This window comes from Gryllotalpicola reticulitermitis, assembly GCF_042651345.1.
Lineage (GTDB): Bacteria > Actinomycetota > Actinomycetes > Actinomycetales > Microbacteriaceae > Gryllotalpicola > Gryllotalpicola reticulitermitis.
Map to the genome: position 1 here is coordinate 188,667 of NZ_JBHSCN010000003.1, position 22,717 is coordinate 211,383.

A 22,717-nucleotide genomic window follows, 5' to 3' on the forward strand; every position below is an offset into this window, starting at 1 on the left:
GAGCAACAGATGAAGACCATCGCTCGTCTCGGAATCGCCACCGCCACGATCGCCGCGACCGCCGCATTCGTCGGCTTCGGCGCGGGCGCCGCCGATGCGGCTCCGGCACGGCACCCGGCCCCGGTCGGCACCGTGTTCGTGCAGAACGACGCCACGACCGGCAACCAGGTCGTCGGCTACGACCGCTTCGCCGACGGCACGCTTCGCCAGTCGGGCGTCTTCGCCACCGGCGGCAAGGGCGTCGCCCTCGGCGGCTCGGTCGTCGATCACCTCGCGTCCGAGAGCTCGCTCGCCCGGGCGGGGCGGAACGTGTTCGCGGTCAACGCCGGCAGCGACACGATCACGTCCTTCGCGGTGAGAGGCGACAGGCTCGAGAGTCGCCAGGTCGTCGGCTCGGGCGGCGACGCACCCGTCTCCATCGCCGCCCACGGTGACCTCGTCTACGTGCTGAACGCTCGCGGCGGGGGGTCGATCCAGGGCTATCTCGACCTCGGCGGCCGGCTCGTCGCCGTGCCCGGCTGGCATCGCGACCTCGGCTTCAACCCGAACGCGACGCCCGAGTTCACGAGCACACCGGCTCAGATCGCGTTCACGCCCGACGGCTCGAAGGTCGTCGTGTCGACGAAGGGGGACAGCAGCTCCTTCGACGTGTTCCCGCTCGGCGTGCGCGGCCCCGCGGCGACGCCCGTCGTGAGCACGTTCGCCGGTGACGTTCCGTTCGGCTTCCAGTTCGACGCCACCGGGCAGCTCATCGCGAGCGAAGCCGGCCCCAACGCCGTCGCGAGCTTCACCGTTCACCAGAACGGAGCGGTGACGAAGGACGCCGAGCAGGCGACGGGTCAGCAGGCGACCTGCTGGATCGTCGTCGACGGGACGCGCGTCTACGCCTCGAACGCGGGCAGCGGGACCCTGAGCGGCTACACGGCCGGACGCACTGGCGCGCTCACCCCGATCGGCACGACCGCAACGGACGCGGGCACGACCGACGCCGCCGTGAGTGCGGACGGCCGCTATCTGTACGTGCAGACCGGCGCCGCCGGAATCGTCGACGAGTACCAGGTCGCGGCGACCGGTGCACTGCACGAGATCGGCTCCGTCACGGTGCCCAACGGCGTCGGCGGCGAAGGCATCGTCGCGAACTGATGTCGAATGACGATGCCCGCGCCTGCACCGGCGCGGGCATCGTCCGGTGATCGGGGCGGCCGGTGACGTGACAGGCTGGCGCCATGAGCACCCTGCGAGACCGCCTGCGCGCAACACCGTCAGTGATCGGGACCGCGCCCGCCTTCGATCCGGCCGCAGCGCCCGAGGACCCGCGCAAGTTGTTCCTCGAGTGGCTGAACGTCGCGCTCGACGCGAACGTGCCTGAACCGCACGTGACCACCCTGTCGACGGTGGATGCCGACGGGCAGCCGGATGCCCGCGTCCTCGTGCTCAAAGACGTGACCGACGACGGCGCGTTCGAGATCGCGACGAGCGACGAGTCCGCGAAGGGGCAGCAGCTGGCGACGAATCCGCGGGTCGCGCTCAGCTTCTACTGGACACCGCTCGCGCGGTCCGTCCGTCTTCGCGGCACCGCCACTCGGGCCACCCCTGCTGAGTCGGCCGCTGATTTCCTGGCTCGCCACCCCGCCTCCCGGGCGATCGCCCTGGTCGGCCGCCAGAGCGCGCCGCTCGCCGACGACGTCGAGCGCGAGCGCCTGATCGCGGCGAACCTCGCGCGGGTCGAGGCCGATCCGGAGCTCGTCTCCGAAGCGTGGACGGTCTGGCGCATCGTGCCCATCGAGATCCAGTTCTGGCAGGGGGACTCGAGCCGCAACCACCTGCGCCTGCGCTACGACCGTACGGGCGACGGCTGGCAGCGTCAGCGCCTCTGGGCGTGATGCGGGTCGCGCACCCTATTCGACGGCGAGCGCGGTCACCGGCGAGATCCGCGTGGCTCTCCGCGAGGGCGTGAACGCGGCGACGAGCGTGAGCGCGGCCGCCGCGACGACGACGATGAGCACCGTCGTCCACGGGATCTGAGGCAGCACGAGCCCCGGGTGACCCTTGACCCCGCCGAGCATCGACTGCGCCCCGATCCACCCGTACACGAAGCCGAGGACCAGCCCGACCACGGTCGCCGTGATCGTGAGCGCGGCGGCCTCGGCGAGGATCATGGCGCCGAGCTGCCTGCGGGTGAAGCCCAGTGCGCGCATGAGCCCGAGCTCGCGAGTGCGCTGCAGGACGCTGAGGCTGAGGGTGTTGACCAATCCGACGGCGGCGATGAGCGCACTGAACCCGATCAGGACGCTGAAGACGGTCACGACGCCGCTGATGATCGGGCCGAGCCCGTTGTACTGCTGCGGGTCATTGCGTGCGCCGATCGCAAGCATCGTCTCGAAGGTGCGCATGGTCACCGCGAACGTCGTGACCAGGGTCACGCCGATGACGAGGCCGACCGTCATGCGGCTGGAGCGTTCGGGGTAGCGCAACGCGTTCTCCGCCGCGATCCGCGCCGGGTGCGAGGTGCCGATGACCCGCCCGACGACCTTGAGGACCGGCGGGATGACGCGGTCCGCCGCGAAGACGATGCCAGTGAACGAGAGCAGGCCGCCGATGAGGCCGAGGAGAACGGCAGGGGGGAACTTGAGGCCGGCGACGACGCCGAGCGCGAGGAAGACGACGCCGGCGATGACGAGCCCCATGGCCAGCTTGTGCCGCCCGCGCTTCTGCGCGATCTCGGGCATGTTGCGCTCGGTGCTGTTGCTGAGGGCCTCGATCGGTCGGACGTCGAGGACCCGGCGCGATCCGACCCATGCGGCCAGCCAGGTCGTGAGGGCGACGGCGACGACGGGGACGACGATGATCGGGGCCGCGAACGAATACGAGTACGGGTGGAAGAGGCCCGCGGCAACCGCGATTCGGCCGACGAGGGCCGCGGCCGCGGTGCCGATGACGGCACCGGCGAGCGCACCGAGGATTCCGACGAGCAGCCCCTCGCGGGCGATCCGCGTGCGCTCCGCTCCCGCTGAGGAGCCGATGAGGCGCAGGAGCGCGATCTGCCGCGTGCGGCCGGCGACGACCGTCGCGACCGTGTTCGAGGTCACCACACCGCTGACGTACAACGCGAGCACGATGAAGGAGATCGCGGCGAGGTCGAGCAGCATCGGAACCGTGTGCGGGCTCGCACCGGCCACCGGATCGGCGCGGATGGCCGCGGACAGCAGGCCGGTGAACTGCAGCAGCGCGACTCCGAAGGTTCCGGCGATGACGGAGACGGTCAGTGTCGAAGCCTGACCACGCAGCCCTGGCCTCATCGCTGCGCCTCGATGGACAGCATGAAGGTCGCGATCTCTTCAGGCCGCAGTCGCGTGCTGTCGCGCACGATCCGACCGTCGGCGAGAAACAGGATGCGATCGGCGTAGCTCGCCGCGACCGGATCGTGCGTGACCATCGCGATCGACTGTCCGTGCTGCGTGCTCGCGTCCGCGAGCAGTCCGAGGACCTCGCGCCCGGTGCGCGAGTCGAGGTTGCCCGTCGGCTCGTCGGCGAACACGACCTCGGGCCGGGTGGCGAGCGCGCGGGCGATCGCGACGCGCTGCTGCTGACCGCCCGACAGCTGACCCGGGCGGTGATCGAGCCGATTGGACAGGCCGAGCTGGTCGATCAGTCGGTCGATCCACGCCCTCTCTTCGCCGGTCGGGCGTCGTCCGTCGAGCTCGAAGGGCAGGAGCACGTTCCCGAGCCCATCGAGGGTGGGCAGCAGGTTGAACGACTGGAACACGAAGCCGACCCGTCGACGCCGCAGCTCGGTTAGGCCCGCGTCGTCGAGCCCGGTGATGTCGACGCCCCCGAGGCGCACGACGCCAGAACTCGCGGCATCCAGTCCGGCCATGATGTGCATCAGCGTGGACTTGCCCGACCCTGAGGGGCCCATGATCGCCGCGAATTCGCCGCGTCGCAGGGCGAGCGAGACGCCGTCAAGGGCGGTGACCGCGGTGCTGCCGCCCCCGTAGCGCTTGACCAGATCGGAGACGGATGCGACGTCGCCGTCGCTCGGATGATGCTCTGCCATGAGCATGACGCTACGAAGGCGTCTCGAAGAAACGGAGCAGAAAGCCTCGGGGATCTCATCAGCTGCATGCGGCGCATGCATAGCCGCGAGGTGCAGTGCCTCCTGCCGCTGCTCACCTCGGCTGTTTGCCGGGTGCGGTCCGCCGGGTACCGCCAGCAATGACGCGGACGGAGGAATGACATGAACTCAGTGACAGTAACGCTCGCCGACCGCAGCTACACACTGCGACGGGGCACGAGCGTCCGGTGGTTGAAGAGGCGGCTCGTCGCCGCTGCTCGTCGCGGCGCGGGCTTCGTCCGGCTCCCGCTTGCGTCCGGTCCGGAGGTGCACGCCCTCGTGAATCGGTCGATGCCCGTGACGATCGAGTTCAGGAACACGGCACGCGTGGCTGCGCCCAGCGAGTGGGTGCCCGAGCCGGATCTGGATCTGCTGGACCTCGAGCGCGGCCCGGCGCTCGTGTTCTGACACGCGCCGACGCGCCCGATCGAGAACGTCTCCCACGGCCGCGGCTTCGCGCATTAGCGTGAGCGGACAGCGACGTTCGACTGACAGCACCGCGAGGGGAGGGGATCACGGTTCCCTCCCCTCGCGCCTATCTCGGCAGTTCCAGCCTGCGCCGCTTCGGCGACGCCGTCGTCGCGTCGGATCCCGGTCTCGGCAGGCTGCGGCTCGGCATCAACGGCGCACTCGGCGTCGCAGTGTGCATGCTGGTGGGTTATCTCCTGTCCCTCGCGCTGCACGCGGGTGCCCAGGGCACCGTCGTGTTCATGATGCTGAGCAGCGTGGTCGCGATGAACGGCTCGAACGCGCTCGGCGACCACCGGCGCCGCGCGAACGCCCGCACAGCCGCGTTCTTCCCCGTGGCGATCGGCGCAGGGCTCACGATGGGAACCCTGCTCTCCGTCAACCACTACGCGTCGCTCGCGGGATTCATCGTGGTGATGTTCCTCGCGGTGTGGGTGCGCCGATTCGGCGGTCCGTTCTTCTTCTACGGCTTCATGGGGTGGATGGGGTACTTCTTCGCCTCGTTCCTCGGCACCTCGTTCGCGGCGCTCCCCGGCATGCTCGTCGCGGTGATCGCAGCGTCGGCGGTCATGCTGCTCCTCAGCATCACGATCGCGAGACCTGATCCGCGCAAGACGCTCGCCTCCGTCTTCCGGGCCATGAGCGCGCGACAGCGCGGCCTGGCGCGCGCGTGCATCGCGCTGATCGAAGCGGATGCCGGCAGCCCGGCGTCCGATCGCGCCTCGCTCGCCGTCTTCCGCGCACGGGCACGTCTCACCGACACGGCCCTCATGAGCGACGGCTGGGCAGCGCACGCTCCCGCGCTGCCCGCGGGGTGGACGGCGTCAGCGCTGCGCTCCCGGCTGCTCAACGTGCAGCTCGGTCTCGACCGCCTCACGATCGGAGCGCGCGAGCTTGCGGCATCCGTCGCATCGCCCGCGCTGCGCCACGCGGTGGTCGACGCGTTCCGCGCGCTCGCCGACGCCAATCTCGGTCGCGCGCGCGACGCCGCCGCACGGCTCAGCGAGCTGTCGGACGACTCACCGCGGGCCGTCCGCGCCGCGGTGCGGAACCTCGAGCGCGGGTTCGGCGTGATCACGGCCGTGCCCAACCGGCCCGTGCTGAGCCGCGAGGTCGCGAAGAACGAGGATTCGTTCGTGCCCGCGGTCGAGCTCATGCTCGGGCAGCTGCCCGGGTCGCCGAGCGTCGCGTCCGGCATCGAGGCACGCGGTGGCGCGTGGAATCCCATCGTGCGCCTGCCGTTCGCGACGCGGCAGGCCGTGCAGGCCGCCGTCGCCGGCATTCTCGCGATCATCGTCGGCAGCCTGATCAGCGGGCAGCGCTACTACTGGGCCGTCATCGCGGCCTTCGTCGCGTTCGCGGGCACGGGCACCCGCTTCGACACGACCCGCAAGGCCGTGCTGCGCGTCGCCGGAACTCTGGCCGGCCTCGGCGCGGGCATCCTCATCGCGCACGCGACGAGCGGTCACACCTTCGCTGCGCTCGTCGTCATCGTCGTGAGCATCTTCTGCGGCAACTACCTGATGCGCGTCTCGTACGGCTACATGATCTTCTTCATCACGATCATGCTGAGTGAGCTGTACTCGATCCTCGGCGAGTTCTCCGACTCGCTGCTTCTGCTGCGCCTCGCCGAGACGGCCGCCGGCGCGGCGATCGGGATCCTCGTCGCGCTGGTCGTGAGTCCGGTGAGCACGCGGGACGCGCTCGATCAGACGGAAGGCGCGGTCGTCGAGGCCGTCGCCAAGGCCCTCGACCGGGTGCGGGCCCGCGCGCTGAACCCGGCGAGCGTGAGTGCGACTGCTCTCGACGGCGACATCATCGCCGTCGACAACCAGCTCCGCCGGCTCGTGCTCATCGGTGAACCGCTCACGCGCTACCAGGCGTGGGAGAACCGGCCGCGCGCGATCCGTCGTCGGCTCACGGTCGTCGGCAACCTGCTCGCGACGCTGCGCACCGTCGACTACGCGGTGCGCAGACTCACGGTGGGCGACGCCGAGCTCGCGGGCGAGGTCGGGAAGGTGGCCGACTACGCGCGCGCGGTCGCGGCGGCGCGAGGCGATGCAGTCGTCGTGCGCAACCCGCCGGTGCTTGCTCGCGAGATCCTCGACACCCGCACCCTGGACATCGCGCAGGGGCGGCCGGCCGAGGCGTACACCGCTGTGGCGCGTTTGCAGGCCCTGCTTGAGGACCTGGCCTGACGGGTACAGCGCGAGCATGAGCAGGATCTATGACGAGACGGCGATCCCGGTCGGCACGGGCTATCAGTTCGCGGTCGGACCGCGGGTCCTCAACATCATGCGCACGCCGAGCGGCGAGTGGAACTTCGACGCGGGCGGCACCGACGTGGTGAACGTGCGCGAGGCTCAGGGCGGCGGGTACTTCGTCACCGCCGGTGCGGCGCCCGCCTACCGCAGCGCGTTCGCCTCGGCGGCGCAGCTGGCCCTCAGACGGCTCGAGCTCTAGGGGCGGCGCTTCACAGGGCCGTGATCGCCCGGATGACCGGCGCCCAGCGCGCCACGTACTCCGCGAGCTTCGGGTCGTCGACGTACGCGGAGTCGAGCTGATACAGGCCCGGCGCCGGGGTGGTTGCCCCGAGCTCGACGAGCACCGGCTTGAGCAGCAGTTCGGGCGCGAGCGCATGCCCGGGGCCGGCACCCAGCATGAGCGGCACGGCGACGACTCCTTCGAGGCCGGTGCCGGTCGCGAACTGGTCGAGGAACAGCTTCAGCAGGCCGGTGTAGCTCGCCTTGAACGTGGGCGAGGCGAAGATCGCGAGATCGGATGCCTGTACCCGCGCGACAGCGGCCGCAACGTCCGGGTCGCCCCAGCCGATCAGCTTCCCGCCGAGCTCGATGAGGTCGATCACCTCGAGATCGTCTGCTCCGAGTGCACGGGCGAGGCGCTGCGCGGCGTCTGCGGTGCGTGAGGCGGGCTTCGGGTTGCCGACGACGGCGACTGCTCTCATGCCGCCAGTTTCGCGGGGCATCCGCTCGGGCGTCCAGCGGCGTTGCCGCCGGTTACGCCAGGCCGCCGGTTATGCCAGAACGCCGGTTATGCCCGGCCGTCGGTTACGCCGGGCCGCCAGACGCCTAGACCGCGGTGATGACCAGTTCGACGGCGATGCCGATCATCATGGCGGCGGTGACGCCGTCGAGAATGCGCCACGCGATGGGCTTGGCGAACAGCGGGCGCAGGAACCGGGTGCCGAAGCCGAGCGCGGCGAACCAGAGGAAGCTCGCGAAGATCGCGCCGCCGACCCACCACCAGCGCGCGGCGGGCGCCTGCTGGCTCGCGAGCGAGCCGAGGAAGACGACGGTGTCGAGGTAGGCGTGCGGGTTGAGCCAGGTGAACGCGGCGATCGTGGCGATCGCAGTGCCGAAGCGGATGCCGGAGCCCTCGCCGTCCTCGGGCAGCTCCATTGCTTTGGCTCCCGGCCGCAACGCCCGCTTCGCTGCCAGCGCGCCGTACGTGAGCAGGAATACGGCCCCGACCACGCGCACGATCTCCATGGCGTCGGGAGCGCGCTGGATGATGGCACCGACTCCGAGGGTTCCCGCGGTGATCAGCACCGCGTCGGAGAGGGCGCACAGGAGCAGCGCCGAGAGCACGACGCGTCGGGCCGCGACGACGCCGAGGCGCAGCAGATAGGTGTTCTGCGCGCCGATGGCGACGATCAGCGAGAGTCCTGTGCCAAGACCGAGGAGGGCAGGGAGAAGTGTGAAATTCAGTGGCACCATGCAACGCTAAGCATCGACTCCGGGTTAGTCCAGCTAAAGAATCTGACGGGACATAAGCTGTGCTTATGGTCGAGTTGAACCACGAGCAGCTGCGCACACTCATCGCCGTCATCGACGAGGGCACCTTCGACGCCGCGGCGGCGAGGTTGCATGTCACACCGTCCGCCGTGTCGCAGCGCATGAAGGCGCTCGAGCAGGCGGCCGGCCAGGTTCTGGTGCGGCGCACCACGCCGGTCGAGGCGACCGTCGCCGGGCTCGTGGTGCTGCGGCACGCCCGCAAGCTGCAGCTGCTCGACGTCGACCTCGCGCGTGAGCTCGGCTCAGCGGGCGGCGACGAGAACAGTCCCGTCTCCGTGCCCATCGCCGTGAACGCCGACTCTCTCGCCACCTGGTTCCTCGACGCGCTGCTCATGCTGGCCCCGCGCGACGACCTCGTCTTCGACGTACGCCGCGACGACCAGGAGCACACCATCGAACTGCTCCGCTCCGGCGAAGTCGCGGCGGCCGTCACCAGCGTCGCCGAGCCGGTGCAGGGCGCGCTCAGCATTCCGCTCGGGGCGATGCGGTACCAGGCGGTGTGCAGTCCGGGCTACGTCGACGCGCATCTCGGGGGAGTGGCCCACGTCTCGCGCATCGAAACAGCGCCGTTCGTCGACTTCGACCGGAAGGACATGCTGCAGCACCGCCTGTACAGCGATGTCGTCGGCCGCGAGGTGAACGCGCGGCGCCATTACGTGCCGACCTCCGCCGACTTCGCCCGCGCAGTCGCCGGCGGCTTGGGCTGGGGGCTCCTGCCCGACCAGCAGTGTGCGGCCGAGCTCGAGCGCGGCGAGCTCGTGCGGCTCGCCGGAACGAAGGACGTCAGGGTGCGGCTCTACTGGCAGCGCTGGTCGATCACCTCGACCGTGCTCGACGAGGTCACTGACGCGGTGCGGGCCGCAGCGCGCTCGAGCCTGCTCGGCTGACCGCGTCGCGTCGCGTCGCAGCTCTCCGCGGAGCAGCACGGGGTTAGCCTGGCGGCATGACGCCAGAGGCCCTTCTGCTCGACTTCGACGGCACTCTGGTCGACTGGCGCTCCGGCCTCGTGGCAGGCATCCGTGCCGCCGCGACCGAGTTCGCTCGCCTGCACGGTTTCGACGCCGACGAGGTGGCCGCCCGCACGCTCGCCTTCGAGGCAGAGGTCTTCGAGGCGCACCTCGATGCGTGGACCCTCGGTGGCATGGACGCCTTCGCTCTGCACGGAGCGGTGTGGCGGCGGGCGCACGCCGAGTACGGCGTCGACGACCACGCGGCCCCGGCGTTCGCCGAGGCGCACTGGCAGGCGGAGCTCGCCGGCATGCGACGCTACGACGACGTGACGCCGCTGCTCGCGGCGGCGCGGAGCGCAGGCATCCGCACCGCCATCATCACCAACGGCCCCGGCGCGGTGCAGCGCGGCAAACTCGAAGCCGTCGGACTCGCGGACGCCTTCGACGCGGTGCTGATCTCCGCCGAGGTGGGCTCGGCCAAACCCGACGTGCGCATCTTCGAACTGGCCCTCGCCGAACTCGGCGTCGCTCCCGAGCGGGCCTGGCACATCGGCGACACGCTCGCCTTCGACATCGCAGGCGCGCGCGCCGCGGGCGTCGAAGGCGTGTGGATCAACCGCGACGGCGTGAGTCGCGACGCGGCCGAGGCCCTGCCCCACCGCGAGATCGCGACGCTCGCCGAGCTCGTGCCGCTGCTCGCCCGTGCGGCCTGACCGATGGCAGCCTCGGGGGGTGTCGACGGCATCGAGCTGCGCGGCCTCCGCAAGGAGTTCGCCGTCGGCAGCGGTCGGCTGCGGGCGCTCGACGGCGTCGACCTCCGGGTCGAGCTCGGGTCCTTCGTCTCGCTGATCGGCCCGTCGGGCTGCGGCAAGTCGACGATCGTGCGGATCCTCGCCGGCCTCGAGCGGCCCGACGCGGGAACAGCGACCATCGGCGGCGAGCCGGCCGACGCGGTGCGGCGGCGCCACGGGCTCGGTGTCGCGTTCCAGGACGCGGGGCTGCTGCCCTGGCGGACCGTCGCCGCCAACATCCGCCTGCCCCTCGAGCTCGCCCGGCGCAGCCCTGAGCCGGGCCTCGTCGACGGGCTCATCGACCTGGTCGGCCTCACCGGTTTCGCCGAGCTGAAGCCCGCCCAGCTCTCCGGCGGAATGCGACAGCGCGTGTCCATCGCGCGCGCCCTCGCGCTGCGGCCGAGCGTGATGCTGCTCGACGAGCCGTTCGGCGCCCTCGACGACATGACCCGGCGGCGCATGAACATCGAGTTGCAGCGCATCGTCGCCGAACGCCCGGTGACGACGCTGATGGTGACGCACGGCATCAGCGAGGCGGTCTTCCTCTCCGACGCCGTCGCGGTGATGAGCCCGCGCCCGGGCCGGATCGTCGAGCTCGTGCCGATCGATCTGCCGCGGCCGCGCACGCCGGACCTGCTTCAGGCTCCTGAGTTTCACCACTACTGCGACCGCATCGCGGAACTGCTCTTCGCCGCACACCCACAAGAGCCCTGAAGCGTTCGCTCCCTGGCCGCTAGGGTGGGCCGGGTGACGACCTCCTGTGTGCTGCTGTTCGACTTCGACGGCACCGTGAGCATCGGCGACGAACCCGTCATCGCCTACGCGCGGCACCTCGACGAAGAGGCCGGCAGCGAGACCGGCCTCATCACGCGCATCGTCTCGCGGTTCCTGCAGAGCGACGGTCGGGTCGCCCAGGCGCTCGACGGCGTCACCGACGCCGACCCGCTGTTTCTCGGCGAGCACGTGATCGACGGCAGCATCGACGGCTACGCCGCGGCGCAACGACTGGCAACGCTCGTCGGCATGCCGCCCGAGCGTATCGATGCGGCGTACACGGCGAGCCGGGCCGACCTCGCCGACGGGCTCATCTCGACGCATGCGCCGGAGGGGTTCGGGTCGTTCCTCGCGGCGTTTCCGGCATCCGCGCATCGCGTTCTCGTGTCCAACTCGCCCGCGAACGGGCTCATGGAGCAGATCGACAAGCTCGGCCTCGCGCGGTCGTTCGACGAGGTGGTCACTGACGCGAACAAGCCGGCCGGGCTGCCCGCGATCGCTCAGCGGATCCTCGGCGAGCACGGCGTCGCGGCCGACCGACTGCTGTCCGTCGGCGACATCTGGGTGAACGACCTCGCGCCCGTCGCGGCGCTCGGCGCGGCGACCGCGCTGATCGATCGGATGCCGGTTCCCGCCGACGCGCACCCCACCGTGCGATCTCCGCATATCGAAGATCTGTATCCCTGGTTGCTGGAGTGGGCTACCTCATAGAGTGAGGCGCATGAGCCTTCGGCACGATGACGTCATCTCGAAACTGAGCCTCGAGCAGAAGGCGGCACTCACTTCAGGCGCCGACTTCTGGAGCAGCACCGAGGTCCCCGGCATCCGCCGCATCACGATGAACGACGGCCCGCACGGCCTGCGCGTCGTCGACGACATCGGAATCCACGGTGCGAAGCCGGCGACCTGCTTTCCGCCGGCGGTCGGGCTCGGCTCGACCTGGAACCCCGCGCTGCAGCGCGAGGTGGGCCAGGCCATCGGCCGTGAGGCGCGCGCGCTCGGCGTCGATGTCGTGCTCGGTCCGGGCATCAACATCAAGCGCAGCCCGCTCTGCGGCCGCAACTTCGAGTACGTCAGCGAAGACCCCCTGGTCGCGGGCGCATTCGGGCAGGCGCTCGTCGAGGGCATCCAGTCCGAGGGCGTCGGTGCGTCGGTGAAGCACTTCGCGGCCAACAACCAGGAGACCGACCGCATGCACGTCTCGGTGCAGGTCGACGAGCGCACGCTCCGCGAGATCTACCTGCCCGCGTTCGAGCGGGTCGTGAAGAACGCCGCGCCCGCGACCGTGATGTGCTCGTACAACCGCATCAACGGGGTGTACTCGGCGCAGAACGAGTGGCTGCTGGGCGATGTGCTGCGCACCGACTGGGGCTTCGACGGCGTCGTCGTCAGCGACTGGGGCGCGGTCGTCGACCGGGTCGCGTCGGTGCAGGCGGGGCTCGACCTCAAGATGCCGACGTCGTCGGGCGACGAGGCCGTGCTCGCGGCGGCGCAGTCGGGCGAACTGCCGGAGGCGGTGCTCGATCAGGTCGCGGACCGGATTGCGACGCTGGCGGAGAGGGCGGATGCCTCGGCCCGCGGCCCCGTCGAGATCGACGTCGATGCGCACCACGAGCTGGCGCTGCGCGCCGCGCTCGAAGGGCCTGTGCTGCTCAAGAACGAGAACGGCGCGCTGCCACTGCCCGAGCGCAGCTCGATGCGCATCGCCGTGGTGGGCGAGTTCGCGCGCACTCCGCGCTTCCAGGGCGCCGGCAGCTCACAGGTCAACCCGACCCGCGTCGACACCCCGCTTGACGCGCTCACGGGCATCATCGGCGATCGCCTCTCCTTCGCGCCCGGCTTCACCTTCGACGGAGACGCGGCGGCCGATGCCGAACTGGCCGCCGAGGCGCGGACGCTCGCGCAGGCATCCGATTGGACGGTGCTCTTCCTCGGCCTGCCCGAGAGTTACGAGTCCGAGGGCTTCGACCGCACGAGCATCGAACTGCCGCAGAACCAGCTGGCGCTCCTCGAATCCGTGTCGACCGTCACTCGGCGCATCGTCGTCGTGCTGTCCAACGGCAGCGTCGTCGAAACGGAGAGCTGGGCATCCCGTGCGCGAGCGATCCTCGAGGGGTGGCTCCTCGGGCAGGCAGGCGGCGAGGCGATCGCTCGGCTGCTGTTCGGCCGCGCCAACCCGAGCGGGCGGCTCACCGAGTCGATCCCGCTCAAGCTGGAGTCGACGCCCTCGTACATCAACTTCCCGGGCGGCGAGGGCGAGGTGGTCTACGGCGAGCGGATCTACGTCGGCTACCGCTACTACGACACTCGCGGCGTGGCCGTGTCGTTCCCGTTCGGCCACGGGCTGAGCTACACCGAGTTCGAGTATTCGGGCCTCTCAGTCGAGCCGCGCGAGGTCGGCGCATCCGTCACCTTCACCGTCACCAATGTCGGCGACGTCGCGGGTGCGGAGGTCGCCCAGCTCTACCGCAGCGACCGGCACAGCGCGGCCGATCGGCCGGCCCACGAACTGGTCGCGTTCCGCAAGGTGTTCCTCGAGCCGGGGCAGTCGGAGACCGTGACGGTCGAGCTCGACGAGCGAGCCTTCGCGTACTGGTCGATCCTGCGCCACGGGTGGGTCGTCGATGCCGGACTCTTCACCATCGAGGTCGGCAGCTCGAGTCGCGACCTACGGCTTGCGGGCGAGGTGCAGCTCGGCGCCCTGGGGCCGGCGCTCAAGCTCACGGTGTTCTCATCGATCGGCGAATGGCTGGCGGACCCGGTGGGCGGTCAGGTCCTTCAGGGTGCGCTCGCGCAGCTGCCTGACGCGCACACCTTCCAGCTCGACCCGGCGACCAACGAGGGGCGCATGTTCGCGGCGATTCCGCTCGGGCACCTGCTCACCATGGTGCCGGGCGCGCCCGCTGGCGTCGCCGAGCAGCTCGTCGGCGCCTACGAGCGTGCGCTGGCGACACAGCGCTAGGGCACGGCGGCGCTGACCTGCTGGTCGGCGCCTACGAGCGTGCCGCGGCGATGCATCAGCCGGGTACGCGGGGTGTCGCCGCGATCAGCCCGCGACCGGGACTAGTTCGAAGACCGGAATCAGACGATCCGTCTTGGTCTGGTACTCGGCGTAGTCGGGCCACGCCGCGACCGCGGTCTGCCACCAGGCGTCGCGCTCGGGGCCGGGTTGGAGCTCGCGGGCGGTGTAGTCCTTCTTCACTGCGCCGTCCTGCAGCTCGACGTGCGGGTTGGCCTTGAGATTCCAGTACCACGTCGGGTGCGACGCGGCGCCGCCCTTGGAGGCGACGACCGCGTAGTGTCCGTCGCGCTCGACGCGCATCAGGGCGGTCTTGCGCAGCTTTCCGGACTTGGCGCCCTTGTTGGTCAGAACGATGATCGGCTTGCCGCGCAGCTCATTCGCGTCGACGCCGTCGGATGATTCGAACTTCTCGGCCTGCTCGCGCGCCCACTCGGCGACGCCCGGCTCGTACTCTCCTTCAAGTGGCATGCCTCGAGCATAGGCAGGCCGCGTCGTACTGCCGTGTTGTACAGCGTGCGAACTCTCCGTTGCGTGGTGCGCATGCGGATCCGCCGCTGTGAATCGAATCGATTCGGCAATAGGCTCGGCACTATGGAATACCGTCAGCTCGGAAGCTCTGGACTTCGCATCTCATCCCTCACTCTCGGCACCATGGGCTACGGCGGCACCGGCTGGGCCACGCCCGTCGGCACGCTCGATGTGAGCGACGCCCGTCGTCAGCTCGACCTCGCCAAGGACGCCGGCGTCAACATCCTCGACACGGCCGATGTCTACTCCAACGGCCTGTCCGAGCAGATCATCGGCGAGGCGCTCGCGGCCGATCGCGATGACTGGATCGTCGCGACGAAGGTGCGCATGACCATGGGCGACGGCCCGAACGAGGCGGGCGCGAGCAGGCACCACATCATCCGCGGCGCCGAGGACAGCCTTCGCCGTCTGCGCACGGACCACATCGACCTCTACCAGCTTCACGAGTGGGACGGCCAGACGCCGCTCGAGGAGACGTGGGCGGCGCTCGACCACCTCGTGCAGTCGGGCAAGGTGCGCTACCTCGGCATCTCGAACTACACCGGCTGGCAGACCATCAAGGCGCTGTGGGCGGCCGACAAGGGCGGGTTCACGAAGCCCGTCGCGACGCAGGTGCACTACTCGCCGCAGACCCGTGACATCGAGAACGAGGTGATTCCGGCGTCGATCGATCAGGGCCTTGGCATTCTCGTGTGGAGCCCGCTCGCGGGCGGTCTGCTCTCCGGAAAGTACCGGCGCGGTCAGGCCGACCCTGAGGGTTCGCGCCGCTTCCTCGGCTGGACCGAGCCGCCTGTTTACGACGAGGACCTGCTCTACAACCTCATCGATCTACTCGTCGAGATCGGCGACGGTCACGGGGTGTCGGCTGCTCAGGTCGCGCTGGCGTGGACGCTGGGTCGTCCGCAGGTGAGCTCGCTCATCGTCGCCGGGCGTACCGACGAGCAGCTCAGCGACAACCTCGCTGCGGCGTCGCTGGTGCTCACCGACCAGGAGCGCAAGAGTATCGATGACCTGACCAAGCCGGACCTGCACTACCCGTACTGGCACCAGCGCAACACGTCGACCGACCGTCTTTCGCCGGCTGACTGGTCACTGATCTCGCAGTACGTGTAGCGCAGAACCCGTAACGCAGAACCTGTAGGCGCAAGTACCTGCAGCGCAGCACGCCGAGCACAGAACGCGTAGCGCACCGCGGTCGGTGCACGCCTCGCGCGGGCTCCGGGCGTGCGGCGGCGCTCAGGGCGTGCGCGGCGTACTTCGGCCGGCTCACTAGAGTCGAGGCATGTTGCCTGTGGGGCTGTCGATGCTGTGGGAGTCCGCCGCACCGGTCGAGGCGCTCGCGGACAGGTTCGGCTTCGACGGCATCGACGAGGCCGCGGCGTGGTGCGTCGAGACCCTGTCAGCGTCCTGGGGCATCCAGGTGCGCGAGGTCGGCCGGGTGGTGATCAGTGATCACAATGCGATCCTCTGGGCGGCCACGGACCATGGAGACGTGGTGGTGAAGTGGTCGCGTGCGCTCGACCAGTTCCACCGTCTCGATGCGTCGACCAGGCTGCTGGGGCTGCTCGCCGAGCGTGGCTTTCCGGTGGCACGACCTCTTCTGTCTGCGAGCGGTAGCGCCCGTGTCGTGACCGACGGGCCGGTGGGCAAGCTGTCCCTCGCGGTGCTGCCCGAGCTCGCGGGCGAGTGGCTGAACGTGGGCGATGAAGCGGCCGTGCGTGCCGCGGGTGCGGTTCTTGCCGAGTTGCATGCTGCGCTGGCGACGATCCGCCCTGACGCTGCTCTGGCGAACGAGCCTGTCGACTGGCGTTCGCGCATCGCGGGATGGCTCGACGACGAGAGCGGTGTCGGCGACGGCGTCGGCACGAGTGGTACAGCCAGTCGCGGTACAGCCAGTCGCGGTGCGGGCAGTCGCGGTGCGGGCAGTCGCGGTGCGGGCAGCGGCGGTGTCGGCAGCGGCGGTGTCGGCGCCGGTGGTGTCGGCGCCGGTGGTACAGCCGGTCGCGGCGTCAGCAGCCCGTGCGCTGGCGGTCACGTCGCCGGGGGCGAGTCACCCGAGGGGAATGCCGTCAGTGACAGTCGCGATGGGGTAGCGCACGAGGCCGCGCGCAGGCTGGCGCAGGCTCTCAGCGCGGCACCGCGGCTCGATGATGCGGTTCAGCTCGTGCACAACGACTTTCGGGCGGCGAACATCCTCACGAGGGGTTCGCGGATCGTCGGGGTGCTGGACTTCGACGACGTGGTCGTCACGCATCGGGTCTACGACCTTGCGAAGGCGAGCCTGTACCTCGGGACCCTCTTCACCGACTGGGGGCCGACAGCGCCAGACATTCGGCGAGCATTCCGTGAGGGCTACGAAGCGGTGCGCCCGCTGTCCGATGCCGAGCGGGGTTGGCTGGAGATCCTGACGCTCTGGCTGGGGTTGCGCGCGGCGCAGAGTCAGCCCGAGCCGGCCCGCTGGCTTGCCGCGCTCTGAGTCGGCTACGGAGGTTCGTATTGCGGCGTCTCAGTGATGAGCCCGCGCCGTGAGTCGGCTACGGAGCTTCGTATTGCGGCGTCTCAGTGACGAACCGGCGCTGTGAGTCGGCACCGGCTGTTCGCAATGCGGCGTCTCAGGGACACGACCGCGGACGGCCGCGGAGCGATGTCGAGCTGACAAGTCGCGGCTCCCGCTTCAGTTCTGCGCAGCGGGCGCGATCACAAGCAGGTCGCCGAACTCGCAGCCGAGAACATCGCAAATGGCCGCGGCGGTGCTGAAGCGCACGGCTTTGGCGCGGTCGTTCTTGAGGACCGAGAGGTTGGCGGTGCTGATGCCGGCCCGCTCGGACAGTTCGACGAGCGTCATACCGCGCTCGGCGAGCAGGTCGTCGAGCCGGCAGTGAATCCGCCCTACTAGACGAGACCCTCGCTCCACTAGACGAGACCGTCGCTGTCGTCGCGATACGCGGCCCCGGCTCGGAACACGGCGGCGAGGGCGAGCAGTCCCACGGAGACATAGATCGGCAAGAGAGAGAACCCCGGCCCCTCGCTGATCGGTGGCGACCACTGGCCGTCGGGCTCCTGCGGGCTCGCGATCAGAACGTTCTCGGCAAGGTTCGAGCCGACGGCGTGCAGCACCTGTGCGCCCTCGAAGCCGAAGAACACGATCGCCGCGAGAGCGACGAGCGCCCTGGCCGATGCCCGTACGAACGGCGCGCCCGCGGCCATGCGCTGAGCGAGTACGAAGATACAGACTGCGATGCCGGCACCACACAGCACGCTGACGATGTCACCGAGACCGGTGACGACGATGGACGCCACGGGAACGTCGCGAACCGTGCCGGTCATCTGCGTGAAGTACGCGGTGCTGCCCTGTGCAACGTAGGGCGCGCCGGACATCTCGTAGTGCGTGGGCTGCGGTGCCGGGAAGCCGGGGTTCCACGTCATGATGATTCCGCTCGAACGCTGTCCGAGACGTGTGCTGAGCTGAACGACCGCATCGACGAGCTCGATCGCCGCGAGCACGAGATACGCGAGCGACGTCCAGTAGATGAACCGAACCGCGTGCGATCGCGTAAGTGGGCGACCTGCTTCATCGACAGTGGACACGCGATAGAACATATCGATATTCGTTGGGCCTGTCACCGGCTTTGTCGCCTGGTGCCGGTGCCGGTGCCGGTGCCAGTGCCAGTGCCGGTGCCAGTGCTACTGCCGCTGCCGACACCGCTGCCGACACCGGTGCCAGTGCGGGTGTCGGTGCGAGTGCTACGTCCCGGATCGTCTGTCAGGACCCCCGAGTCTGCCCTCGCACCCACTTCACCCTCAGTGCGCAGCTGCATCATGAGCGCACTCTTCGACACGAGACGCGTCGGTTCCTTGCCTGGCCAGTGCAGCCAGTAGTTCGTGCCGCGCCTCTCGATATGGGCGCGGTGGTTGTGCAGGTTGAGGTGGTGGAAGCGGCACAGCAAGACTCCGTCGCGGGTTTCAGTTCGCCGGTTGGCGGGCCCTTCGCCCCACGGATTGATGTGGTGACCCTCGCAGGCAACCGCCGGCATGGCACAGCCGGGCTGGAGGCAGCCGCGATCGCGCAGGGCCATGGCCCGACGCTGTCGACCAGAGAACGTGCGCTCGTGCTTGGTGATGTCGAGCGCCTGCCCGGTCTCGTCGAACAGGATCGCGCCGAGCCGCCCGTCGCAGATCGCTGCGAGCAGCTGCGGCCCGGTGGCCGGCTCGCTCGACCCCTCCGCCCACGCGATTCCGGTCTCGGGCACAAGGCACGCTCCGTCATCGGCCCGGGGGCAGCGGCTGTGATCGTCCTGCTGGTGGCGGCGCGCCAGGTTCTCGGCGGCGACAGCCTGGTGCAACTCGTTTGTAGTGACCGCGATGGTCACACTCGACCCCGTACCGGCCGGGGCCGCAGCCCGCGCCGCGTCGCCGGCACCCGCACTGATCGCGGAGAGTCCGGTGGTGAGGGCGTTCACGAGCGTGTCGGCGAGAAGCTGCTCGTTGCTGCGCGCGTCTCGCTCGAGTTCGGAAGCTCGTGCACGCTCGTCGTCGGTCATGAACCGCGGGCCGCCGAGGCGAGGCGCGAGCTGGCGATACAGCGGTGCCCAGATCTGCCGGTCTGTGAGCGGATCGACAAGCAGGTGGTAGGCGACCATACCGTCGGTGCGGGTGATGCGTTTGAGTGACCGCTGCTCATGCAGCCGCTGCGCGTTGTGCGCGGCCCACTCTCGATCGAGGCAGGCGCGCATCGCGGTCGCAGCACGCTTCAGGTCTTCCGGTGTCAGACCCCCGTCCCAGCAATCGACGATCAGGCCGAGGGCCGCCTGCCGCCACCGCGAAGCCGCGTCAGCACAGCGAGGCTCACCGAGCCCGGCCTTGAGCCGGTCGGCCTGGTCGACGGTCAGCCACCCGTTGCGTACCGCGACAGCGACCGGCGCGTCCCACGCACCGGGCAACCCTGTCAGGTCGTCGACGGACCTGGCCGCGCATTCAGTGAGTACGGGCGCGCCCGGCTCGGTTTCCGAGTTGTCATCGGCCGCTGAGCCGTCGCCCGTCGGCGCTGGCGGCAACGGGGCCACGGCGTGCGCAGTCTCGAGCATGCCGCCGATGCGGACGGCCTTGATCGCGTCGCCGCGCGTGCTGCCGGTGATCTTCTGCACCAGTTCGGCCCCGGTGCGCACGCCCGCCCGCCGGGCCAGCGACGCCGGGCCGAGGTCACGGGCCGATTTCCTCTCGATGTCTGCCGCCAGCACCGCGATCGCGGCGTCGACGTGACGGCGCAATCTCGACAATTCACCCAGCAGCGCGGTCGCCGACGCATCCGCCAGCGCGGAGAGCTCATCGACGCCGGGCAGCGCTCCCACTGCCGTGGCGGTCAGCTCGCGCACCCGCTGGACGATTTCGGTCATGGAATAAAGCTACGAGAAACCACTGACATTCGGGCCGAGTGAGCCAGCCTGTGGATAACTCGATCACACCCGAACAACGCCGACTCCGAGACATCCGCTCGATCACGTATTCTATTCTCGGCATTCGAGATTCGCCCGCGAGCCTTACCCGCGCATCACCCGCTCTGCGCCGCGAGCCACTCCCGAATCGTCGGCAGCGCGTCGGGGTGGCGCGGCGTGCGCCCGTGGGTCGCGCCGTCCAGAAGCCGCACGGGTGTCGTCGGCCGGTACGACTGCATGCGCGCCGCCGCCCGCACGCGGATGTGGTCCTCGGTGCCCGCGACCATGAGCAGCGGCATGGGCAGGGTCGAGAGGGCGTGGGCGGGCACTCCGGGGTCTTCTTCGGTCTTGCGCATATAAGCCGCGAGCGCCTGCGGATCGTTCGCGAGCAGTGCGAGCGCGGTCGCACTGTCGAGCGGGTGCCCAAGGTGCTCGGCCCAGCGGTCGACGAACGCCTGCATGCCGCGCGCCACGATCGTGTCGATGACGCCGGGGAAGAAGGTCGCGTCGAAGATTCCCTGGCCGCCGGTGCGGGGAGATCCGCCGAGCGTGACGAGGCTCGCGAGCCGCCCCGGGTGCGAGTATCCGATCTCGAACCCGACGCGAGCGCCGAGTGAGTATCCGATGTAGTGCGCACGCTCGACGCCGACGGCCTCCATGACGGTGAGCACGTCGCCGACGAACAGTGCCTGGTCGTAGGAATCCTCGTCATAGGGCTTGTCACTGCGGCCGTGCCCCCGCAGATCGAGCGTGATGACCCGGTGCGTCGCCTGCAGCTCGCGTACCCAGCCGAATCCGCGCCAGATCGCCTGCGTGAGTGCGGTGCCGTGCACCAGCACGACGGCCGGCGCATCGGGGCGGGCGCCTTCGCCGAACACGCGGTAAGAGATACGGGTGCCGTCGAGCGGGTTCTCGACCAGGTCCACAAGATCCACGCGATCACGGTAGCGGCTCGCGCGCAGCACGGTTCGCGCTCAGCACAGGGCACGCGCCGAAGCATGCGCGACTCTCACACCGGGGCGCCCGCGGCGCGGGACGCACTGCGCACCCAGGTAGCCTGGACTCTGTGGCGCGCGCAGTCATCCTCGGCGGAACCGGCCTGATCGGCCGCGCGGTCGCGACCCGGCTGCTCGATGCGGGCTGGCAGGTCGACGTGACGGGTCGAGACGCGTCCCACCTGCCTGAGCGGCTGGCGGTTGCGCCCGGGCTGACCTTCACAGCGGTCGATCGAGCGGATGCCCGCGCGCTCCGCTCCGTCGTCGCCGAGGGCGCCGAACTCATCGTCGATTGCCTGTGCTTCACGGAATCCGATGCTCTTCTCATTGCGCCGTTCCTCGCTGACGCCGACGCTTCGGTGATGCTCTCGACCAAGGCCGTGTACGTCGACGAGTTCGGCAATCACGGCAACTCGCTCGCGAAGCCGGTTTTCCCGCTGCCGATCGGTGAGAGCGATCCGACTGTCGCGCCCGGCCGCGGCGATCCCACGAGCCGGGACGGCTACGGCCAGAACAAGGTGGCGGCTGAGAATGCGCTGCTCGACTCGGGGCTGCCGGTGACGGTGCTGCGCGCGGGGAAGGTGCACGGCGAGGGCGCGAAGCGCCCGCGTGAGTGGGTGTTCGCGAAGCGCGCACTCGATGGGCGCGGGCAGCTCGCGCTCGCGCATCGGGGTCGCGGAGGAGATCACACCACGGCGGCCGCGAACATCGCCTCACTCGTCGAGGTGGTAGCGGCGCAACCCGCAACCCGGGTGCTCAACGTCGGCGATGCGGATGCCCCGACAGGGCTGCAGATCGCCGAGACCGTCGCCGGGCGCCTCGGGCACAGCTTCGAGCCTGAGCTGCTCGATGACGACACCGACCCGGTCTACGGCGCTCACCCGTGGGACGTCGTGCCGCCGGTCGTGCTCGATCTCGCCGCGGCCGAGCGACTCGGCTGGCGGGGCGAGACGTTCCCCGCGACCGTCGGCGCCGAGCTGGACTGGCTGCTGCGCGAGCACGAGCTGGGGCGAACGGATGCTTTAGCCGACGACCCGTATTTCGCCCCGTTCCTCGACTACCGCCTCGAGGACGCCTATCTGCTGCTCCGCAGCCTCGAGAGAAAGCTCATATGACCCCGACTCAGCGCCTCGCCGTCTCGTCGACTCCCCCCGGGGAGCCGATGTCGGAGCACGGCCATGCGAACAAGAGCCACCTGGTGCTTGTGCGGCATGGCCAGACTGAGTGGAGCCTGTCCGGTCGTCACACGAGTGTGACCGATCTGCCGCTGACGCCCGCGGGGGAGCGGGAAGCGTCTGCGATCGCGGACCTGCTGAACGGGCATCCGTTCGGACTCGTGATGTCGAGTCCGCGCACTCGCGCGATTCACACCGCTCAGCTCGCGGGTTACGGTGACCAGCTGGTGGTCGATGACGACCTGGCCGAGTTCGATTACGGCGCCTACGAGGGGCTCACGACACCGCAGATCACGGAGCAGCGTGGGCTGAGCTGGAATCTGTGGCGAAACGGCGTGCCGGCCGGCGCGACTCCGGGGGAGTCGGCAGCCGACGTGCAGAAGCGGGCGAAGCGCGTCATTGCGCGGGCGCTCGACGTGATGTGGCAGGGCGAGGACGTCATCGCGTTCGCCCACGGCCACTTCCTACGTGCGATGGCCGCAGCGTGGCTCGGTCTTCGGCCGGTCGACGCGCAGGCCTTTCAGTTGTCGACGGCGACGGTGAGCGTGCTCGGGTTCGAGCACGCCCAACCTGTCGTCGTCAGGTGGAACACGCCAGGCGTGTTCCGGTTGTCGGATTCCTGACCGCCGGTTTCCGGGCAGCCGGGCTCCGAC

23 protein-coding genes are annotated in these 22,717 nt (G+C 69.8%); 14 read left to right on the forward strand and 9 right to left on the reverse strand.

Annotated elements, in window-relative coordinates; genetic code table 11:
- The first annotated feature begins 9 nt into the window (after positions 1 to 9).
- Together ACFOYW_RS04935 and ACFOYW_RS04940 are read left to right on the forward strand one after the other, a co-directional pair.
- Positions 10 to 1,143 carry a lactonase family protein gene (locus ACFOYW_RS04935; RefSeq protein ID WP_390227607.1) on the forward strand — a complete coding sequence of 378 codons (1,134 nt, stop codon included), beginning with the start codon at positions 10 to 12 and terminating at the stop codon, positions 1,141 to 1,143.
- Positions 1,144 to 1,226: 83 nt separating this feature from the next.
- On the forward strand, positions 1,227 to 1,883 hold the full coding sequence (locus ACFOYW_RS04940; RefSeq protein WP_390227609.1) for a pyridoxine/pyridoxamine 5'-phosphate oxidase: 657 nt from the start codon (positions 1,227 to 1,229) through the stop codon (positions 1,881 to 1,883).
- Between the two features lie 15 nt (positions 1,884 to 1,898).
- Here the strand turns inward: ACFOYW_RS04940 and ACFOYW_RS04945 are convergent, their stop codons facing one another.
- A complete protein-coding gene (locus ACFOYW_RS04945; protein WP_390227611.1) occupies positions 1,899 to 3,299 on the reverse strand; it encodes an ABC transporter permease in 1,401 nt (466 codons plus the stop codon).
- Complete coding sequence (locus tag ACFOYW_RS04950) at positions 3,296 to 4,057, reverse strand: ABC transporter ATP-binding protein (RefSeq protein ID WP_390227613.1); 762 nt, start codon at positions 4,055 to 4,057, stop codon at positions 3,296 to 3,298. The genes ACFOYW_RS04945 and ACFOYW_RS04950 overlap by 4 nt, the downstream gene beginning before the upstream one ends.
- Positions 4,058 to 4,237: 180 nt before the next feature.
- Here ACFOYW_RS04950 and ACFOYW_RS04955 point away from each other — a divergent pair, with 180 nt between their 5' ends.
- The 3 genes from ACFOYW_RS04955 (at position 4,238) to ACFOYW_RS04965 (ending at position 7,045) form a co-directional block, all read left to right on the forward strand.
- Entirely contained in the window at positions 4,238 to 4,522 is a 285-nt protein-coding gene (locus ACFOYW_RS04955; RefSeq protein ID WP_390227615.1) for a hypothetical protein, read from the forward strand.
- 239 nt (positions 4,523 to 4,761) lie between these two features.
- On the forward strand, positions 4,762 to 6,780 hold the full coding sequence (locus ACFOYW_RS04960) for an FUSC family protein (RefSeq protein ID WP_390227617.1): 2,019 nt from the start codon (positions 4,762 to 4,764) through the stop codon (positions 6,778 to 6,780).
- Positions 6,781 to 6,796: 16 nt separating this feature from the next.
- Complete coding sequence (locus ACFOYW_RS04965) at positions 6,797 to 7,045, forward strand: hypothetical protein (RefSeq protein ID WP_390227619.1); 249 nt, start codon at positions 6,797 to 6,799, stop codon at positions 7,043 to 7,045.
- A gap of 10 nt (positions 7,046 to 7,055) precedes the next feature.
- On the opposite strand, the gene ACFOYW_RS04970 is transcribed toward ACFOYW_RS04965, so the two are convergent.
- Both ACFOYW_RS04970 and ACFOYW_RS04975 read right to left on the reverse strand, forming a co-directional pair.
- Positions 7,056 to 7,547, reverse strand: coding sequence for an NADPH-dependent FMN reductase (locus ACFOYW_RS04970; RefSeq protein WP_390227621.1), 492 nt, complete (start codon positions 7,545 to 7,547; stop codon positions 7,056 to 7,058).
- Between the two features lie 124 nt (positions 7,548 to 7,671).
- Positions 7,672 to 8,319, reverse strand: a complete 648-nt coding sequence (locus ACFOYW_RS04975; protein WP_390227623.1) for a LysE/ArgO family amino acid transporter — start codon at positions 8,317 to 8,319, stop codon at positions 7,672 to 7,674.
- A gap of 65 nt (positions 8,320 to 8,384) precedes the next feature.
- On the opposite strand from ACFOYW_RS04975, the gene ACFOYW_RS04980 reads away from it, so the two are divergent.
- Genes ACFOYW_RS04980 through ACFOYW_RS05000 form a run of 5 tightly spaced genes read left to right on the forward strand, consistent with a single transcriptional unit; the run spans position 8,385 to position 13,874 of the window.
- Positions 8,385 to 9,284: a LysR family transcriptional regulator ArgP gene (locus ACFOYW_RS04980; RefSeq protein ID WP_390227625.1), complete on the forward strand. Its 900-nt coding sequence runs from the start codon at positions 8,385 to 8,387 to the stop codon at positions 9,282 to 9,284.
- A gap of 56 nt (positions 9,285 to 9,340) precedes the next feature.
- Positions 9,341 to 10,060, forward strand: coding sequence for an HAD family hydrolase (locus ACFOYW_RS04985; RefSeq protein ID WP_390227627.1), 720 nt, complete (start codon positions 9,341 to 9,343; stop codon positions 10,058 to 10,060).
- Positions 10,061 to 10,063: 3 nt separating this feature from the next.
- Entirely contained in the window at positions 10,064 to 10,852 is a 789-nt protein-coding gene (locus ACFOYW_RS04990) for an ABC transporter ATP-binding protein (protein ID WP_390227629.1), read from the forward strand.
- A 33-nt stretch (positions 10,853 to 10,885) separates the two neighbouring features.
- Complete coding sequence (locus tag ACFOYW_RS04995) at positions 10,886 to 11,623, forward strand: HAD family hydrolase (RefSeq protein WP_390227630.1); 738 nt, start codon at positions 10,886 to 10,888, stop codon at positions 11,621 to 11,623.
- A 10-nt stretch (positions 11,624 to 11,633) separates the two neighbouring features.
- The gene (locus tag ACFOYW_RS05000) at positions 11,634 to 13,874 is read left to right on the forward strand and encodes a glycoside hydrolase family 3 C-terminal domain-containing protein (RefSeq protein WP_390227631.1); all 2,241 of its coding nucleotides are present in this window, start codon (positions 11,634 to 11,636) and stop codon (positions 13,872 to 13,874) included.
- 84 nt (positions 13,875 to 13,958) lie between these two features.
- On the opposite strand, the gene ACFOYW_RS05005 is transcribed toward ACFOYW_RS05000, so the two are convergent.
- On the reverse strand, positions 13,959 to 14,402 hold the full coding sequence (locus ACFOYW_RS05005; protein WP_390227632.1) for a nitroreductase family deazaflavin-dependent oxidoreductase: 444 nt from the start codon (positions 14,400 to 14,402) through the stop codon (positions 13,959 to 13,961).
- A gap of 123 nt (positions 14,403 to 14,525) precedes the next feature.
- Between ACFOYW_RS05005 and ACFOYW_RS05010 the strand changes: the two genes are divergently transcribed.
- Both ACFOYW_RS05010 and ACFOYW_RS05015 read left to right on the forward strand, forming a co-directional pair.
- Entirely contained in the window at positions 14,526 to 15,575 is a 1,050-nt protein-coding gene (locus ACFOYW_RS05010) for an aldo/keto reductase (RefSeq protein ID WP_390227633.1), read from the forward strand.
- 169 nt (positions 15,576 to 15,744) lie between these two features.
- Complete coding sequence (locus ACFOYW_RS05015) at positions 15,745 to 16,938, forward strand: phosphotransferase enzyme family protein (RefSeq protein WP_390227634.1); 1,194 nt, start codon at positions 15,745 to 15,747, stop codon at positions 16,936 to 16,938.
- Between the two features lie 198 nt (positions 16,939 to 17,136).
- Here ACFOYW_RS05015 and ACFOYW_RS05020 read toward each other — a convergent pair whose 3' ends face one another.
- From ACFOYW_RS05020 to ACFOYW_RS05035, 4 genes are all read right to left on the reverse strand, one after another.
- The gene (locus ACFOYW_RS05020; protein ID WP_390227635.1) at positions 17,137 to 17,376 is read right to left on the reverse strand and encodes a helix-turn-helix domain-containing protein; all 240 of its coding nucleotides are present in this window, start codon (positions 17,374 to 17,376) and stop codon (positions 17,137 to 17,139) included.
- The gene (locus ACFOYW_RS05025; protein WP_390227636.1) at positions 17,376 to 18,050 is read right to left on the reverse strand and encodes a hypothetical protein; all 675 of its coding nucleotides are present in this window, start codon (positions 18,048 to 18,050) and stop codon (positions 17,376 to 17,378) included. The genes ACFOYW_RS05020 and ACFOYW_RS05025 overlap by 1 nt, the downstream gene beginning before the upstream one ends.
- A 32-nt stretch (positions 18,051 to 18,082) precedes the next feature.
- Positions 18,083 to 19,855, reverse strand: a complete 1,773-nt coding sequence (locus ACFOYW_RS05030) for an HNH endonuclease signature motif containing protein (RefSeq protein ID WP_390227637.1) — start codon at positions 19,853 to 19,855, stop codon at positions 18,083 to 18,085.
- 155 nt (positions 19,856 to 20,010) lie between these two features.
- Positions 20,011 to 20,829 (reverse strand): alpha/beta fold hydrolase, encoded by an 819-nt coding sequence (locus ACFOYW_RS05035; RefSeq protein ID WP_390227638.1) that lies wholly within the window; start codon positions 20,827 to 20,829, stop codon positions 20,011 to 20,013.
- A 131-nt stretch (positions 20,830 to 20,960) separates the two neighbouring features.
- Here ACFOYW_RS05035 and ACFOYW_RS05040 point away from each other — a divergent pair, with 131 nt between their 5' ends.
- Positions 20,961 to 22,004: an NAD-dependent epimerase/dehydratase family protein gene (locus tag ACFOYW_RS05040; RefSeq protein WP_390227639.1), complete on the forward strand. Its 1,044-nt coding sequence runs from the start codon at positions 20,961 to 20,963 to the stop codon at positions 22,002 to 22,004.
- A complete protein-coding gene (locus tag ACFOYW_RS05045) occupies positions 22,001 to 22,687 on the forward strand; it encodes a histidine phosphatase family protein (protein ID WP_390227640.1) in 687 nt (228 codons plus the stop codon). Before ACFOYW_RS05040 ends, ACFOYW_RS05045 begins: the two co-directional genes overlap by 4 nt.
- The last annotated feature ends 30 nt before the right edge of the window (positions 22,688 to 22,717 follow it).

Bases quoted from the DNA above. Each gene is read 5' to 3' on its own strand.
- ACFOYW_RS04955 (WP_390227615.1), top strand. From the start codon at position 4,238: ATGAACTCAGTGACAGTAACGCTCGCCGACCGCAGCTACACACTGCGA.
- ACFOYW_RS05010 (WP_390227633.1), top strand. From the start codon at position 14,526: ATGGAATACCGTCAGCTCGGAAGCTCTGGACTTCGCATCTCATCCCTC.
- ACFOYW_RS04990 (WP_390227629.1), top strand. From the start codon at position 10,064: ATGGCAGCCTCGGGGGGTGTCGACGGCATCGAGCTGCGCGGCCTCCGC.
- ACFOYW_RS04970 (WP_390227621.1), bottom strand. From the start codon at position 7,547: ATGAGAGCAGTCGCCGTCGTCGGCAACCCGAAGCCCGCCTCACGCACC.
- ACFOYW_RS05015 (WP_390227634.1), top strand. From the start codon at position 15,745: ATGTTGCCTGTGGGGCTGTCGATGCTGTGGGAGTCCGCCGCACCGGTC.
- ACFOYW_RS04965 (WP_390227619.1), top strand. From the start codon at position 6,797: ATGAGCAGGATCTATGACGAGACGGCGATCCCGGTCGGCACGGGCTAT.
- ACFOYW_RS04980 (WP_390227625.1), top strand. From the start codon at position 8,385: ATGGTCGAGTTGAACCACGAGCAGCTGCGCACACTCATCGCCGTCATC.
- ACFOYW_RS04945 (WP_390227611.1), bottom strand. From the start codon at position 3,299: ATGAGGCCAGGGCTGCGTGGTCAGGCTTCGACACTGACCGTCTCCGTC.
- ACFOYW_RS05045 (WP_390227640.1), top strand. From the start codon at position 22,001: ATGACCCCGACTCAGCGCCTCGCCGTCTCGTCGACTCCCCCCGGGGAG.
- ACFOYW_RS04950 (WP_390227613.1), bottom strand. From the start codon at position 4,057: ATGGCAGAGCATCATCCGAGCGACGGCGACGTCGCATCCGTCTCCGAT.
- ACFOYW_RS04935 (WP_390227607.1), top strand. From the start codon at position 10: ATGAAGACCATCGCTCGTCTCGGAATCGCCACCGCCACGATCGCCGCG.
- ACFOYW_RS05000 (WP_390227631.1), top strand. From the start codon at position 11,634: ATGAGCCTTCGGCACGATGACGTCATCTCGAAACTGAGCCTCGAGCAG.
- ACFOYW_RS04960 (WP_390227617.1), top strand. From the start codon at position 4,762: ATGCTGGTGGGTTATCTCCTGTCCCTCGCGCTGCACGCGGGTGCCCAG.
- ACFOYW_RS04940 (WP_390227609.1), top strand. From the start codon at position 1,227: ATGAGCACCCTGCGAGACCGCCTGCGCGCAACACCGTCAGTGATCGGG.
- ACFOYW_RS04985 (WP_390227627.1), top strand. From the start codon at position 9,341: ATGACGCCAGAGGCCCTTCTGCTCGACTTCGACGGCACTCTGGTCGAC.
- ACFOYW_RS05030 (WP_390227637.1), bottom strand. From the start codon at position 19,855: ATGACCGAAATCGTCCAGCGGGTGCGCGAGCTGACCGCCACGGCAGTG.
- ACFOYW_RS04975 (WP_390227623.1), bottom strand. From the start codon at position 8,319: ATGGTGCCACTGAATTTCACACTTCTCCCTGCCCTCCTCGGTCTTGGC.
- ACFOYW_RS05005 (WP_390227632.1), bottom strand. From the start codon at position 14,402: ATGCCACTTGAAGGAGAGTACGAGCCGGGCGTCGCCGAGTGGGCGCGC.